Genomic DNA, 15,198 nt, shown 5'->3' with positions numbered 1-15,198 from the left:
TCGCCGGGTGGTTTAAGAGATCGCCCACCAAAGGCGTCTTGCTTCAGCGAAACGAAATGCGCGGACGCCTTTATAAGGAGATAAGAAGAAGATGATGCGCGACACACTTTCCAATGCGATGAAGGAAGCCTTGAAGGCCAAGGATAGTCGCCGCCTTTCCACCGTCCGCCTGATCCAGACCGCGGTCAAGGATCGCGACATCGCCCATCGTGGCGTAGGCAAGGATCCGGTAACCGACGATGAGATCCTGCAGATCCTGCAGAAGATGATCAAGCAGCGCGAGGAATCGGCCAAGATCTATGACGAGGGCGGTCGCGCGGAACTTGCTGCGCAAGAGCGGGAGGAAATCGAAATCATTCGTTCCTTCATGCCAGCACAGATGTCTGACGAGGCCGTGCGCGCTGCCTGCGAGGCGGTGATTGCAGAAATTGGGGCTCAGGGTCTGCGCGACATGGGCAAGGTCATCGGTGTCCTGAAGGAGCGCTATGCCGGCCAGATGGATTTTGCAAAGGCATCGGGGCTGGTCAAAGAGCTTTTGAAGTAAGCACTTTCTACGTTCAGAAACACGAAAAGGCTGGATCCGGGGACAAGGATCCAGCCTTTTCGTTTGGAGGTCGTTCCATAAAGGCAAGCGAGGCAGGGCTTAGGGATGGCCCTGCCTCTCTACGCCTGGACATTCGCAACGCGCCCCAGGGAAGAGCGGTTGCTAAAGGCGCGAGCGGGGGGGGGGCTGCATCTGCGCCTTTTCTGTCAGCCTTCCCGATGGAGAGTGGGACGTCGAGAAGGCACTTGTAGAAAACGCCTGCAGCCGCCAACAATCAAATTACAAAATTATAATTTTTGCTCTGCAGCATGTGCCTTAGTTTTGTCACAAGCCGGGTAAGAAGTGAGAGGTTATCTCGTTTGGAGCTGTGGATAGTGGGGGCTGCCGTCGATGATGATGGCGCATTGCCCCGGCACGTACTACATGGATGGATAATCTTGAGGGTCCGATGCGCTTTTCCAACACTTTCCTAGACGAGATACGCGACCGGGTGCCGATCTCGACGGTGATTGCGCGCCGCGTCACATGGGATCGCAAGAAGACGAATGTCTCTCGCGGTGATTTCTGGGCGTGCTGCCCATTTCATGGTGAAAAGAGCCCGAGCTTCCACTGCGAGGATCGCAAGGGACGCTATCATTGTTTCGGTTGCGGTGTCTCCGGCGACCATTTCCGCTTTCTGCAGGAAATCGAGGGCATGAGCTTCGTCGAATCGGTCCAGACCATCGCCGATCTCGCGGGCATCGCAATGCCGCAGCCGGATGTGCAAGCGGAAAAGCGCGAAAAGGAACGCGCCACCCTCATCGATGTCATGGAAATGGCGACCCGCTTTTTCCAGGATCAGCTTCAGAGCGCTGTCGGAGCCAAGGCTCGGGCCTATCTGCGCGACCGTGGCCTGAGTGCGAAGACCATCGATACGTTCCGCCTCGGCTATGCTCCCGACAGCCGCAACGCGCTGAAGGAGCATCTGGCGAGCAAAGGCATTCCGAGGGATCAGATCGAAGCCTGTGGCCTGGTGGTGCATGGCGAGGGTATCGCCGTTTCCTACGACCGGTTTCGTGACCGCATCATGTTTCCCATTCTCTCGTCGCGCGAGAAGGTGATAGCGTTTGGCGGACGCGCCATGTCGCCGGATGCGCCTGCGAAATATCTGAACTCCAACGAGACCGAGCTCTTCCACAAGGGCAATGTTCTCTACAACTTTACGCGGGCCCGCAGGGCAGCGCAGATCGGCGCCCGAGGGCAGGCGGAGCAGGGCACGATCATTGCCGTCGAAGGCTATATGGATGTCATTGCGCTGCATCAGGCGGGTGTTGAAAATGCCGTGGCACCTCTTGGCACTGCGCTGACGGAGAACCAGCTCGAGCTGCTTTGGCGCATGACATCGGAGCCTGTTCTCTGCTTCGATGGCGACGGTGCCGGTATTCGTGCTGCCCATCGTGCCGCCGATCTGGCGCTTCCGCACTTGAAACCCGGCCGCTCGGTTCGTTTTGCGCTTCTGCCCGATGGCAAGGATCCCGATGATCTCGTGCGGCATGAGGGGCGGGAGCCGTTCGACCGTGTCATGGCACAGGCCCAGCCGCTTTCCGAGATGATCTGGTCGCGCGAGACAGCGGGTGGCGGTTTCGAGACGCCGGAGAAGAAGGCCGAGCTCGAGGCACGCCTGAAGCAGATCGTCTCGGTGATTGCGGACGAAAGCGTGCGCCGTCTTTACCAGCAGGATGTTCGCGAGCGGCTGAACGCGCTTTTTCGCCCCCAATATGGTGGTGGGCAAGGGTTTGGAGGACAGGCCTTCGGCGGGCAGCCGCAGCGAGGGCAGGGCCGACGGCCAGGGAGTGGTGCTGGCGGTGGCTTCGGCAACAAGGGGCAGGCGGCAGGCTCGAGCCGCGGCATGAGCGTATCGGATCGTTTGGCCCGGACGGGTGTCGTTCGTGGATATCGGGAGCTTCCGGCTCTGCGCGAGGTGGTTCTGGCAATCACCATCGTCAACCACCCGCAATTGCTGCTGGAGGAATATGATGAGATCGCTGCCATCGATTTTGAGAATCGCGATCTCCAGCGCTTCTGGTCCGCCATGCTGCCGGTTGCAGCTACGGCTGGTCCGCATCTATCGCGGGACTATCTTTTGGAAAAACTGAGCGCCCAGGGTTTCGAGCAACTGGTGGCGGCGCTGGATCAGCAGGTTCGTAACGCGCGCCTCTGGATTGCAACCGAACAGGCCGCCATTGAAGACGCACGCGAGGGATATCGGCAGGCGCTTTCGCTGCACAAACGGACCAAGGCTCTGCGTTTCGAAAAAATGGGGCTTGAGCGCGAAATTGCGATCGCAACGGAAGCCGGCGATGAAGACAATATCGAGCCTTTGTTACGTGCGCTTTCAGAAGTTCAGCTGGAAATCACCCGCATGGAAAACCAGGAAGCTATTATCGACGGGTTCGGTGTCATGTCAGGCCGCGTGAAAGGTGCGGCGGTCAGCCATGGAAATTGAGGCCTGATCGGTTCTTGGTACGTTCGGGCATCTTGCCATACGCAAAATGATCACCATTTAAGCGACAACCGTGATGTGGTGTGAGGAAGCACGGTGGTTAGGCATTTTTCCACTTTAATCACTGTGTTGGCCCGATAAAGGCTTGACGGGAGGGAAATTTGTGGGAATCACCGTCCTAGACATTCATAGGCGGAGTGAAGCACACCGACATACGAGCATGGTCCTTCGCCTTCGCGATAACCAGCTTTTGTTTTGTGGCTCAATTCCGCCTTGGTTAATCGGGAATTAATTGTCCACCCGGTACGTGTTCTGGTGCGATTCGCGACGCTGTTTTAACTGTGTTGTGGCGGCTTAGCCGAAGCGCTGCGAATGACGTCCAAGGAAAGACGAAATACATGGCAACAAAAGTCAAAGAAAACGAAGAAGCTGAAAACGAACGCGACGGCGCAAGCGACGGTCCGCTTCTCGACCTTTCGGATGACGCGGTCAAGAAAATGATCAAGCTCGCGAAGAAGCGCGGCTATGTGACCATGGACGAGCTGAACGCGGTGCTTCCTTCGGAAGAAGTGACCTCCGAGCAGATCGAAGACACGATGGCGATGCTGTCCGACATGGGCATCAACGTTGTGGAAGACGATGACGCCGAGGAAAAGGAAGCCGAGGAAGACAGCAGCGACGACGAGGCCGAAAGCGAAGGTGGCGAACTGACCACCACGACCGGCACAGCTGTTGCCGCAACCAAGAAGCGCGAGCCGACAGACCGTACCGACGATCCGGTGCGCATGTATCTGCGTGAAATGGGGTCTGTCGAGCTTCTGTCGCGCGAGGGCGAAATTGCCATCGCCAAGCGCATCGAGGCTGGCCGCGAAACCATGATCGCGGGTCTGTGCGAAAGCCCGCTGACCTTCCAGGCTCTGATCATCTGGCGTGACGAGCTGAACGAAGGCACGACGCTGCTTCGCGAAATCATCGATCTGGAAACCACCTATTCTGGTCCGGAAGCCAAGGCTGCGCCGCAGTTCCAGAGCCCGGAAAAGATCGAGGCCGACCGTAAGGCTGCCGAGGAAAAGGAAAAGACGCGCCGGTCGCGTTCTCCGGCCAATGACGACGATATCACCAATGTCGGCGGCGACATGCCCATGCCGGAAGAAGAGGAAGAGGACGATGATGAATCGAGCCTTTCCCTTGCTGCCATGGAAGCGGAACTTCGCCCGCAGGTCATGGAAACGCTCGATCTGATTGCCGATACCTACAAGAAGCTGCGCAAGCTGCAGGACCAGCAGGTGGAAGCCCGCCTGTCCTGCACGGGTACGCTTTCTTCCGGTCAGGAGCGTCGCTACAAGGAACTGAAGGATCAGCTGATCACGGCGGTCAAGTCGCTGTCGCTCAACCAGAATCGTATCGACAGCCTTGTCGAGCAGCTCTATGACATCAACAAGCGCCTCGTGCAGAACGAAGGTCGCCTGCTGCGTCTTGCCGAGTCCTATGGCGTGAAGCGCGAGAGCTTCCTGGAGCAGTATCAGGGTGCCGAACTCGATCCGCACTGGATGAAGTCCATCGCCAACCTCGCTGCGCGCGGCTGGAAGGAATTCGCCAAGTCGGAAAACCAGACGATCCGCGACATCCGTCAGGAAATCCAGAATCTGGCGACGGAAACCGGTATTTCGGTCACGGAATTCCGCCGTATCGTGCATATGGTGCAGAAGGGCGAGCGCGAGGCGCGCATTGCCAAGAAGGAAATGGTCGAGGCAAACCTGCGTCTCGTCATCTCCATCGCCAAGAAATACACAAACCGTGGCTTGCAGTTCCTGGATCTTATTCAGGAAGGCAATATCGGCTTGATGAAGGCGGTCGACAAGTTCGAATATCGTCGTGGCTACAAGTTCTCCACTTATGCGACATGGTGGATTCGTCAGGCCATTACGCGTTCGATCGCTGACCAGGCACGCACGATCCGTATTCCGGTGCACATGATCGAAACGATCAACAAGATCGTTCGTACCTCGCGCCAGATGCTGCACGAAATCGGTCGCGAGCCGACCCCGGAAGAACTGGCCGAAAAGCTGGCCATGCCGCTGGAGAAGGTGCGCAAGGTTCTGAAGATCGCCAAGGAGCCGATCTCTCTCGAAACCCCCGTGGGCGACGAAGAAGATAGCCACCTCGGAGACTTCATCGAGGACAAGAATGCACTTCTGCCGATCGATGCTGCCATTCAGGCAAACCTGCGCGAAACCACGACACGCGTTCTGGCGTCGCTGACGCCGCGTGAGGAGCGTGTTCTGCGCATGCGCTTTGGTATCGGCATGAACACGGACCACACGCTGGAAGAAGTCGGACAGCAGTTCTCGGTTACCCGCGAGCGTATCCGCCAGATCGAAGCGAAGGCCCTTCGCAAGCTGAAGCACCCAAGCCGCTCGCGCAAGCTGCGCAGCTTCCTGGATAGCTAAACCGATCCTGTCTGAAAGATTACGACCCGGCGGAATTGACCTTCCGCCGGGTTTTTTGTTGGTGCACTTGCTTTTGATGCGCAAGGCTCTCGATTGTCTGCGCCTATCCGCCTACATGTGGATGCATGCAGGATGAACCTGACCATCAGTCGCCAATGAATGAGGCCGCTCCAAAGCCCGGTTACCCGCTGGGAACCGTGGCGTCTGTTGTCATTCATGTGGTGGTTCTTGGCGTGATTCTGATCGGTCTGCCTCATTCCGATCCGCCGCAGCCGACGGAAGAGACGGTTTCAGTCGAGATCGTTCCGCCGCCAGAACCTGAGCCGGAAAAGTCGCCTGAGCAACCTCCCGCACCAAAGGCCAAAGAACCTCCATCACCGCCTCCGCCGCCGCCGCCGCAGGAAAAACCAGACCCGGAAAAGCCCGTGACTACGATGCAGACACCGGTGCTTCGACCTGCATTCCAATTCGGTGAAAAGGATAGTGGTCCGGAGAAGGCACTTGATGGCGATGGTGCCGAGGCAGCCAAGGCAGAGCCTGCGCCGCCTGTGGCGCACGAAGCACAGGCTGAAGCCAAGCCCGTCGAAGCGTCGCAGGAACCTCCGCCGCCCGCGGACGCCAAGACAGCCGATCAGGTTGAAAAGCCTGTTGCAGCACAGCCGGACATCGCTTTGCCGGAAGTCGACACGCCGGCCAATGCGGGGCAGGGTGAGGCTCTTGCCTCTGTTGTTCCCCTGCCGCAGGCAAAGCCGGAGAAGCCCGCCGATGCTGAACGCAAGCCACCGCCAGCCCAGACCAAGACTGCCCTGCGAGAGGCCAAGAAACTCTACTCCGCCTCCGCCAGCGGCGAAATGGTAGCGATGATGGCAATGGCTGGTGTTCCGCGTGAGCAGCGGGCATCGCAGTTGTGCGCAACGGAATTGCGTGAGCAGTTGAAACACAGCAAAGAGAGGTTCGACCCGGAATATCTGCCGAATATCCGCCTGCAAACAGGCAATGTCATGCAGGTCGATCTCGCAGCCTTTCGTGCGTCCGGCGTCTGGTACGATATTCACTATCGATGCGAGGTGGATGGCGACGCCACGCGGGTGACGAGCTTCCAGTTCGCCGTGGGAGACAAGGTGCCTCGCAGCCAATGGGCGGCGCGCCGATTTCCGGTTCATTAAGAAAGGGGCAGGCATGCCGCAGACGACGCTGAGGATCCCCACGCGGGGCCAGGGGCTTTACGAGTTTACCGAGAAAGCGAGCGCTTTTGTGCGGCAGTCCGGCATCCTGGAAGGCCTGTTGACGGTCTTTGTCCGGCATACGTCCTGCTCGCTGATCATTCAGGAGAATGCCGATCCTGACGTCCAGACCGATTTGAAGCATTTCTTTCAGCGGCTGGTTCCACCCAGCGACGATGCCTCAATGCGGTGGATGATCCATACGACAGAGGGGCCGGACGATATGCCTGCTCATGTAAAATCGGCGCTGACACAGGTTTCGATTGGAATTCCCGTCATGGCCGGTCGTCTGGCGCTTGGTACATGGCAGGGCATATATCTTTTCGAACATCGTGACAGACCGCATCAGCGTGAGGTTGTCTTGCATTTGTCTTCGTGAGCAGATGAATGTTTTCTGAACGCGAAATTCGGAACCTGTTCAGAAGTTTGGTGCTATTTCTCCATCATCGCCGAAGAGGCCAAGGAATAGCCGGAGAGCCCGCTCATGAAAGAGATCATCACCAAGACCGTTCTTGCTGTAGCCGTTGTCACCACGGCTGCTCTGGCGCCGTTTGCCAGTGCTTCAGCTTCTGACGAGCTGCGCATTCAGGTTCAGTTCTTCGATGGTCGTCGTGATGAAGGACCGCGCTGGGACCGTGGCCCGGATCGTGATTGGGGTCGTGATCGTGGCCGTGACTGGGGCCGCGACCGTGATCGCGACCGGGGCTGTGCTTCCTGGATGGCTGAGGAAAAGGCATCCCGCATGGGCCTTCGCCGCGCGCATGTGGTTGATGTCAATCGTCGTGTCGTTGTCGTCAACGGCTATGATCGCGGCGGACCAAACCGCATCATCTTCGCCAACGAGCGTGGTTGCCCGGTCGTGAGCCGCTGAACAACGGGCTTGTTTTGATCTGTTCTTGCCGTCGATAGCGAGGGTTTCGGCCCTATGTCGACGGCATTGTGCTTGTCGCGAGAAGGTGGATCAGAAGCCGGTCTGTTGGGACAAGTACAACAATATAAAGGAAGTCTATGAAGGGGAGATCGGAAATTATTTCGATGTAGTCGCAATATTTGTATCTGCTTAGTTCAATCAATATCTCAAAAAAAAGCGCCTAAACATGTTTCTTCAGGAAATCGACGAAGGCCCGCACTCGCGGAATGTTTTGGCGTCCTGGCAACATGAGTGCGGAAAGGGGTTTTGGGTCCGGATCGTGTTGCCCCTCCAGAAGCTTGATCAAGCGACCGTCAGCCAGAGCGGGCTCGCCTAGAAAATCTCCCAACCTGATTATTCCAACACCAGCTATCGCCATTTTGAGCAATGTGTCTGCGCTATCCGATGAAACCGATCCGCTAACGGCCACTTTTTCTACGACCCCGTCGCTGATCATCGGCCACAATGCTTGCCCTGCAAATCCTGTAAGCAGCAGGCAATTATGGTTCTTCAGAGCGGCTGGAGTTTTCGGGACGCCTCTACGTTCAAGGTAGGCCGGGCTTGCGGCGATGATCCTTTTCACGGTTCCCAGGCGCGCAACAACCAGATCGCTATCTTGTAAGGAACCGACCCGAATTGTGACGTCGATTTGCTCTTCCATCGGGTCGATCCGCTGGTCCGAAACGGCCACATCAATCGTCAAATCCGGAAATCGCGATAGAAATTCGGGGAGTATGGGGGCCAGTTTGTAGTGCGCAAAAGCGGTTCCGCAGTTCACCCGCAGGTGGCCTTTGACCTGCCCGGCCTTTTGATAGATGTCCGCTGCCGCTGCGTCAGCCAAAATAGTCATCTGACGAGCGTAGCCTAAAAGAACATGGCCTTCTGGCGTGAACACCAGTCTTCGCGTGGAGCGGTGAACCAGCTTTACGCCCAGCCGATTTTCAAGCCGCGTCATTACTCGGGACACAGCAGAGGGACTAATGCCTTCTTCGTCGGAAACGGCTGCGAAAGTTCCTAGTTCGGAAAGGCGAATAAAGAGACGCATTTCTAATGTAAGCATCTTTGCTTTCTACATTCGTGACGCAGACGCCAAACAGAGTTGCCTCCGGAGCGATTTTCAAGAGTTTCTATTTACACTAAGAGTTGCGCTCATCAATAAAAGGAAAAAGTCGGAACATCGAAGACGGAAACCTCCGGGGGTTTACCGTGAGCGTCCTATAATATTGTTATCAAAAATTTTTATTATAATAAAAATATTTTATCAGGAGAGGATATGAATAATTTGCAGGCAGTGAAAAAAGAAAACTGTCATGATTTCCAAGAAACAGACAATAGAGATTATGTAATTGAGACTACCAAATATAGCCTTAACAAGGATCATATTACAGCGCTGGCCAGGGGTGAAGTGCGCGTCGTCAAGGTGAAGGGGTTTGCCAACGGCCCTTCTTGTGACCTTATCAGCAAGGGGCAGACGAGCCTTGGCTTTCAGCCTTATATAAACGTTTCGGAAGTTCGTAAAATCGGCATGGCCTTCTACGAAACCGAAATGAAACCAGAACTCATTGACAAATACTTCACTGTCGCCAGTGTCCACCAAAACGATTTTCGCAAGGCCTGTGAACCGTTCGGCTCTCCGCTGGACACGCTGCGCGCGCTGCTGGACGAAATCTGGCCCGCAGGTGCTAATCTCCAAACGATATTTGGGCGGAAAATGTTCGTAGGCCTTTCGCGCATGGTCGAACCCAATACGACCTTCCTCGCGCATCATGACATTTTTTCTGAAGATGCTCCCGGCATTGAGGAAGCAGAGTCGCTCACTGCGCAATTTGCCGCAAACATCTACTTCCAGGTGCCAGACATCGGGGGTGAACTCCTGATGTGGCACAAAAACATGACCACTGAAGAGTTCAATGAACGTCGCAAAGGCAAATATGGCATTGCCATAGAAGACCTTCCGCCGCCCGATGTGGTCATCAAGCCGGGTCGGGGCGATCTTTTGATTTTCGACTCCCGCAAGATCCACGCCGTCGCATCTCCGCGCGGATCGTCGCGTATGGCGGTCTCATTCTTCATCGGATATCGCGGGGAAGAATGCCCGCTCACATATTGGAGCTGAACCCATGAACGTGGCTATTCAAAAGACTGCTCCCGCATCCGCAACAGACCCGGTCCGTGTCTCTTCCAGGCTGACCGCTGAAGACGTGGGGGCATTGATCCGGAATGAAATTCAGGTTCTCCGGATTCCTGATTTCATTTCGCGCGATGCCTGCAAGCAGATCACCAAGGGGCTCAAGTCCACGGGCTATAACGACTATCTGAACGCACCGAAGGTCGGCCGTATCGGCATGTCGTATTTCGAGACCGGCATGAAGCAGGAAATCATCGACCACTATTTTGAGACGGCGATGGATAACATCAATCTCCTGAGAGCCGCCTGTGCGCCTTATCCTTGCCCGATGGACACCTTTCGTTGTGCGATGGACGAAACCTGGGCGCAGGGGTGCACGCTTCAAACGCTCTTCGGGAAAAAAATGTTTGTAGGACTTTCGCGCTGCATGAAGCCTGGAATTCCACTCAAAGCGCATCATGACATGTTCGGACGACATGCACCCAATACGCCTGAAGCTGAATCCCTGATCAGCCAATTTGCGATCAACATCTACATTGATGTGCCAGAGAAGGGCGGCGAAATAGGGATGTGGAACGACGAGATTTCGGATGCCGAGTTCCTGGAGCGGCGGGGTGGCGATTATGCAATTCCGCTCGAACAACTCGGACCTTGCGATTATTCGGCCAAACCCGAAAACGGCGATTTGATCCTCTTCAATGCCCGAAAACTCCACGCAGTTTTGCCCGGCGAAGGCGTGGATCGACTAACCATATCTGGTTTCCTTGGCTATCGAGGCGAGAAGGAGCCTTTGACGGTATGGAGCTGAAAGAACAAGACCGGGCCAACGGCCAGCTGGGTATTTTCGTCCTCGTGGTCTTTGCTGCTGGATATTTGCTGTCATCCCAGTTACGGGGGGTGACAGCCGCGCTGGCGGCCATGTTGACGGCGGAGTTTTCTTTATCTTCGGCCCAGCTAGGTTTGCTTGCCGGATCTTATTTCGTGTCTTTTGCGATCATGCAGCTGCCTATGGGCGCACTACTGGATCGGTTCGGTGTCCGGCTCGTTCTCGTGGTTTCATTGAGTGTTGCCGCGCTGTCCTGCTTCCTGTTTGCCAATTCGAGTTCATTCAATGGACTTTTCGGCGCTCGATTGCTCAGTGGTATCGGTGTCAGCGCCTGTCTTATTGCGCCGCTCACGGCAGCCCGCCTCTGGACGGCGGCCGCCCAGCAACAGCGCCTTAATTCATGGATGTTGATGGCGGGTGCGCTCGGTCTTGTACTCGGCACGCTACCATCCGAAAGCCTTGCAACCTCATTCGGCTGGCCGTCTCTGTTCGTGGCCCTGGGCCTTTTGTTCGCGGCGGTTGCCCTGCTGGTTGCGGTTAAGGCACCGAAGCATAATCCCCAAGGGACAGCAGGTATCCGAAGCTTCTTCCTCGGCTATAAAAATATCATGTCCACTTCCTATACTTGGAAGATTGGTGCCCTTGGGTTCTTCAACTATGCAATCCTTGTGGCTGTGCAGACCTTATGGATTGGTCCCTGGTTGACGCAGCTGAGGGGGGAAGATGCTCGCGGGGCATCGCTGGAACTTCTGTTCATCAACATCATCATGCTCGTGACATTTTTACTCATGGGCTACCTTTCTCCGAAGTTCAACACGTCTGCCCAGGACGCAGAGCGCCTGTTGCGCAGATGGACGCCGGCGAGCATCACGATTTTGATTGTTATCACGATCATGGGTGACAAGGCCGATTGGTACATGTTCGCCCTCTATTGCGTTGCCGCGTGGCCGTTATCGGTCACTCATCCACTGGTGGGCCAGCGATCCAAGCCAGCAGAAGCAGGGCGTGCAATAGCATTTTTCAATTTGTTGTTGTTTGTCGGAGTTTTTATCTGGCAGTGGGGATTTGGTTTGCTCGTTTCCGCAATGTCACCGACGTTCGGAGTGACGCAATCCTATCAGATTGCCTTAGGTTCGCTCGCGGCGTTCTCGGTCGTCGGCTACTGGGTATTTCTTTCAGCCGTACCCAGACCGCGTCTCATTGATTTGGACGCCTCAGTCTCTAAAGGAGATAAAAACCGCAACATAATCGCTCCGGCTTCAGAAGATTGAAGACGCTTTCAACAGCTGCACAATCATGGCCTTTGAACGTGGCGATCTCTGATCTGGTTCTGATGCACGTCGAACTGCTGCGCGAGCTCGACCAGTTTCGCCCTTAATCACGGCGGCACGACTTTCGCCTTAAAGGCAGGACTGTGGTTGCGGCGGAGTCGTTTCGTTATACTGGCTCCTGTTTCCGGCAGCATCCGGTTCTGAGGCCAAGGTGAAGAGCAAGGCTGAAGCCACCGCACTGGCACGCGCCACGATCACCGGCAGCCTGACCATTGAGGGCGATCCTGCGGCCATGGCCGGAGCGCCGGTTCAGCTGATCGGGTTTGGCGGATGGAGCGGGCGCGATCTCGTCGCCCAGACCATCACCCACGAGTTCACATTCGACGAACAGGGAGGCTGGCTGATGACGCCGGAACTGGCGGCAAAGACTTAGAGATTCGGTTGACGGATGCCGGAGCCAAGGCTCCGAAAGCGGGACTAAGATTGGCGTACAGACTCGCTCGACGGGATCTGATCGATAACTGTCACATCCGACCCCGGCAAAGCCGAGGTGGAGATCAGTGACTGAGTCGAGACATTGAAACAATGCAGGAAATGCGCTGCGGCAGCTGCCGCGCACTACTCTTCAAAATGGATCGTGGCGCGATTGCCGCCACCATCGAAATCAAGTGCCGCCGATGCGGTACAGTCAACCATTTGAGGCCAGCGGAGCCCGTCTCAGATCGCCGCGAGCGACAGGGTGACGAGGCTTCTTATGGACGAGAAAGACGAACTGCCGCCTTTGCCTGCAAAGGCTCCTAAACGAAACGGCTTCAGGTATCGGTCGCAATATGGGGTGATCCTGATCTGCCCGGATCAGGCGTCTCAGGAGGCACTGTTCAATGCGCTGACGGCCATTCGAACCACCAGGATCAAGGTGGTGGTAACATGAGGCTGGAGATCACCCACACCAGCCCGGAGTTCGACACCTATCGAAGCAGCCGGGTTCAATCCCTCTTCAATGTCGAGGAAGCGCACCAGTTTACCATCAGCGCCGACTTGCCGATTGAAGACATGGACTGGACGCTTGGCCTCATCGTCGGGCCGTCGGGTTCGGGCAAAACAAGCCTCGGCGCGCGGGTGTTCTCGCAAGATCGGCGGTATCAGGCGGCTTGGCCTGACGATCAGCCGATCATTGAGGCCATCGCGCCGGAGCGGGCCTTTGATGATGTGACGGCAGCGTTGGCGGCAGTCGGGCTGGGCTCTGTGCCCGCCTGGCTGCGGCCCTTCCATGTGCTGTCCAATGGTGAGAAGTTCCGGGCGGAGCTTGCCCGGATCATCTGCGAACAACCGTCCGAAGTCGTCATCGATGAGTTCACCAGTGTGGTCGATCGGCAGATCGCCCGCATTGGTGCGCTGGCCTTTGGCAAGGCATGGCGGCGAACGGGTGGCAGGGCGGTTCTGCTGTCCTGCCATTATGACATCATCGACTGGCTCGATCCGGACTGGATCTATGACACGGCAACGGGTGCGTTTACCGGGAGGTATCTTCGGCGACGACCCAAGATCCAGCTGGAGATCCGCGAAACCAACTGGCGATGGTGGCCGCATTTTGAGCCGCATCACTATCTGAAACTGCCGCACATGATTGCGGCCACCTGCTATGTCGGCTTTGTGGAGGGCGAGCCGGTGGCGCATGTGGCTTTCTCCACGCGGCCGGGAATGGCGGAAGCCAGAGCCTGCCGCCTTGTGGTGATGCCGGAATGGCAGGGTGCGGGTGTCGGTGTGCGGTTCCTCAATGCGGTTTGTGCGCAATGGCGACGGGGAAACAACCGGTACGGCAAGCCGCTTCTGACGCTGTTCCATACCTCACATCCCGGTTTGGCGGCGGCGCTGCGCCGGGATCGGATGTGGGCTCAAGTCTCTGCCGTGCTCTATGGTCCAGGCAAGCAGAAGAGCGCGCTCGGGCGCGGCATGAAAACCGGATATGGCGGGCATCTGCGAGCCATCCAAGGCTTCCGCTATGTCGAGGGTGCGGAGGACGCGCCATGAGGATTGGCATTATTGGCCAGAAGTGGCTGGCAGCCGAAGTCTTCAAGGCGCTGCTGCCTGTTTATGAGGTCGCATTCGTCGCCGTGCCGAACCCGCAGGACCGGCTCTGGCAGATGGCGATGGCGGCGGATATTCCGGCCTATAGTTACGGCGGTTGTGGGCTGGATGCGCTGGCAGGGCAGGCGTTTGATCTCATCCTCTGCGCCCACGCCTTCGTCTTCGTGCCCGCCCACATAAGGGATCAGGCAAAATACTGCATTGGCTATCACCCGTCGCTGCTGCCGCTTCATCCCGGCAGGCATGCGGTGGCTGATGCTGTTGCGGCAGGAGATCGTGTTACGGGCGGCACGGTCTATCATCTGACCGACGCCATGGATGGCGGGCCGATAGCTTTCCAGGACTGGTGCTTCATCGGAACGGACGAAACACCGGCCGATCTGTGGAGGAGGGCGCTCGGCCCGATGGGACTGGAGCTACTGCTCAAAGCCGCAGACCATCTGGCAGTCTACGGCTTCATTCCGGCGGAGGAGCAGGAGCGGGTTTGAAGAGGCTTCAAAGAGGGTTTGAAGAAGGTTTGAAGATAAGAGCGATTGATCGCCACTCGCTGTCAGCTTCCATTGTTTTACATACGAAGTCCGGCTCGCTTATCTATCGCGAACGTTGCCACTTCCAAGAAATGCTCTGGCTTGACCCACTAGTTTCAATGCATACCGTAATGAAGATAGCTGTCGATTGGAACTCCGATGTGCCGCGAAGGGTAAGCGATGGGGATAAGGTCTATTATAATTCGTAAAGCGTTATCATTGGCCACGCGTACACCGGTGCCCACGAAGATAAGCCTATCTGATCCTGCTGTTTTAAGGCGGCGAGACTACACAGTCGCGTTGCTCAGGAACGGACCTTCAAACATTGTATTTGTTAAGAGGGTTGTTCCAGCGGGCGTTGAGGGAGAAGCTCTCTCGATTGGTTCCGAACAACGCTCGATAGTAATGATTCCAAACAATGATCTGACCAACTACGAGATTGAGTACACGCAATATCGAGGATCCCTTGAGTTAAAATACGACTCGAGCTGCTATTACCTAATTTACAGATGGGCCAACTTTGATCGGCTTTTTTTAGCGCGGGAGAGGTTGGCGCAGTACATTTACAACCAACGGACATCGGCTAAGGCTGACCGGATGGATGCTCTAAGACATTTTTTTGAAAAGACGAAAGAGAACGCAAACTACTCAAGCGGCATTTCCAGCTTTTTGACTGAAACTGTTGGTTTCCGCGCGAAACTGAGCCGGTTAGGCGCATAATTTCCATTGAGAATTGAGCCATGTGAACC

Annotated in this window: 14 protein-coding genes and 1 pseudogene; 13 read left to right on the top strand and 2 right to left on the bottom strand. The window is 56.3% G+C overall.

Annotated features, from left to right (window positions below; all coding sequences use genetic code 11):
* Positions 1-94: 94 nt before the first annotated feature.
* From E8M78_RS16275 to E8M78_RS16250, 6 genes are all read left to right on the top strand, one after another.
* A complete protein-coding gene (locus E8M78_RS16275) occupies positions 95-544 on the top strand; it encodes a GatB/YqeY domain-containing protein (protein WP_137136048.1) in 450 nt (149 codons plus the stop codon).
* A gap of 448 nt (positions 545-992) precedes the next feature.
* Complete coding sequence (dnaG, locus tag E8M78_RS16270) at positions 993-3,029, top strand: DNA primase (RefSeq protein ID WP_137136303.1); 2,037 nt, start codon at positions 993-995, stop codon at positions 3,027-3,029.
* A 395-nt stretch (positions 3,030-3,424) separates the two neighbouring features.
* Entirely contained in the window at positions 3,425-5,476 is a 2,052-nt protein-coding gene (gene rpoD / locus E8M78_RS16265) for an RNA polymerase sigma factor RpoD (RefSeq protein ID WP_062554043.1), read from the top strand.
* Positions 5,477-5,601: 125 nt separating this feature from the next.
* Complete coding sequence (locus E8M78_RS16260) at positions 5,602-6,642, top strand: DUF930 domain-containing protein (protein WP_246658365.1); 1,041 nt, start codon at positions 5,602-5,604, stop codon at positions 6,640-6,642.
* 13 nt (positions 6,643-6,655) lie between these two features.
* Positions 6,656-7,078, top strand: a complete 423-nt coding sequence (locus tag E8M78_RS16255; protein ID WP_137136047.1) for a secondary thiamine-phosphate synthase enzyme YjbQ — start codon at positions 6,656-6,658, stop codon at positions 7,076-7,078.
* A 105-nt stretch (positions 7,079-7,183) separates the two neighbouring features.
* Complete coding sequence (locus E8M78_RS16250) at positions 7,184-7,570, top strand: hypothetical protein (protein WP_137136046.1); 387 nt, start codon at positions 7,184-7,186, stop codon at positions 7,568-7,570.
* A 220-nt stretch (positions 7,571-7,790) separates the two neighbouring features.
* Here E8M78_RS16250 and E8M78_RS16245 read toward each other — a convergent pair whose 3' ends face one another.
* The gene (locus E8M78_RS16245; RefSeq protein WP_205910254.1) at positions 7,791-8,654 is read right to left on the bottom strand and encodes a LysR family transcriptional regulator; all 864 of its coding nucleotides are present in this window, start codon (positions 8,652-8,654) and stop codon (positions 7,791-7,793) included.
* 228 nt (positions 8,655-8,882) lie between these two features.
* On the opposite strand from E8M78_RS16245, the gene E8M78_RS16240 reads away from it, so the two are divergent.
* The 3 genes from E8M78_RS16240 (at position 8,883) to E8M78_RS16230 (ending at position 11,834) form a co-directional block, all read left to right on the top strand.
* Complete coding sequence (locus E8M78_RS16240; protein ID WP_137136044.1) at positions 8,883-9,725, top strand: 2OG-Fe(II) oxygenase; 843 nt, start codon at positions 8,883-8,885, stop codon at positions 9,723-9,725.
* 250 nt (positions 9,726-9,975) lie between these two features.
* Positions 9,976-10,545 carry a 2OG-Fe(II) oxygenase gene (locus E8M78_RS16235; protein ID WP_170973449.1) on the top strand — a complete coding sequence of 190 codons (570 nt, stop codon included), beginning with the start codon at positions 9,976-9,978 and terminating at the stop codon, positions 10,543-10,545.
* Positions 10,536-11,834 (top strand): MFS transporter, encoded by a 1,299-nt coding sequence (locus E8M78_RS16230; RefSeq protein ID WP_137136042.1) that lies wholly within the window; start codon positions 10,536-10,538, stop codon positions 11,832-11,834. The genes E8M78_RS16235 and E8M78_RS16230 overlap by 10 nt, the downstream gene beginning before the upstream one ends.
* Before the next feature lie 47 nt (positions 11,835-11,881).
* On the opposite strand, the pseudogene E8M78_RS23865 reads toward E8M78_RS16230, so the two are convergent.
* Positions 11,882-12,025 (bottom strand): annotated as a pseudogene (locus tag E8M78_RS23865) (IS3 family transposase); the annotation flags it as partial.
* A gap of 20 nt (positions 12,026-12,045) precedes the next feature.
* Between E8M78_RS23865 and E8M78_RS16225 the strand changes: the two are divergent.
* From E8M78_RS16225 to E8M78_RS16210, 4 genes are all read left to right on the top strand, one after another.
* A complete protein-coding gene (locus E8M78_RS16225) occupies positions 12,046-12,267 on the top strand; it encodes a hypothetical protein (protein ID WP_137136041.1) in 222 nt (73 codons plus the stop codon).
* A gap of 321 nt (positions 12,268-12,588) precedes the next feature.
* The gene (locus E8M78_RS23360) at positions 12,589-12,765 is read left to right on the top strand and encodes a hypothetical protein (protein ID WP_170973448.1); all 177 of its coding nucleotides are present in this window, start codon (positions 12,589-12,591) and stop codon (positions 12,763-12,765) included.
* A complete protein-coding gene (locus E8M78_RS16215) occupies positions 12,762-13,865 on the top strand; it encodes a GNAT family N-acetyltransferase (protein ID WP_137136040.1) in 1,104 nt (367 codons plus the stop codon). Before E8M78_RS23360 ends, E8M78_RS16215 begins: the two co-directional genes overlap by 4 nt.
* Positions 13,862-14,410 (top strand): formyltransferase family protein, encoded by a 549-nt coding sequence (locus E8M78_RS16210; RefSeq protein WP_137136039.1) that lies wholly within the window; start codon positions 13,862-13,864, stop codon positions 14,408-14,410. The genes E8M78_RS16215 and E8M78_RS16210 overlap by 4 nt, the downstream gene beginning before the upstream one ends.
* Positions 14,411-15,198 lie beyond the last annotated feature (788 nt).

It is taken from the genome of Rhizobium sp. FKY42 (assembly GCF_005222835.1).
Classification (GTDB): domain Bacteria; phylum Pseudomonadota; class Alphaproteobacteria; order Rhizobiales; family Rhizobiaceae; genus Neorhizobium.
Note: the sequence above shows the minus strand (reverse complement) of the source record. Positions and strands in the feature narration are given on the sequence as shown.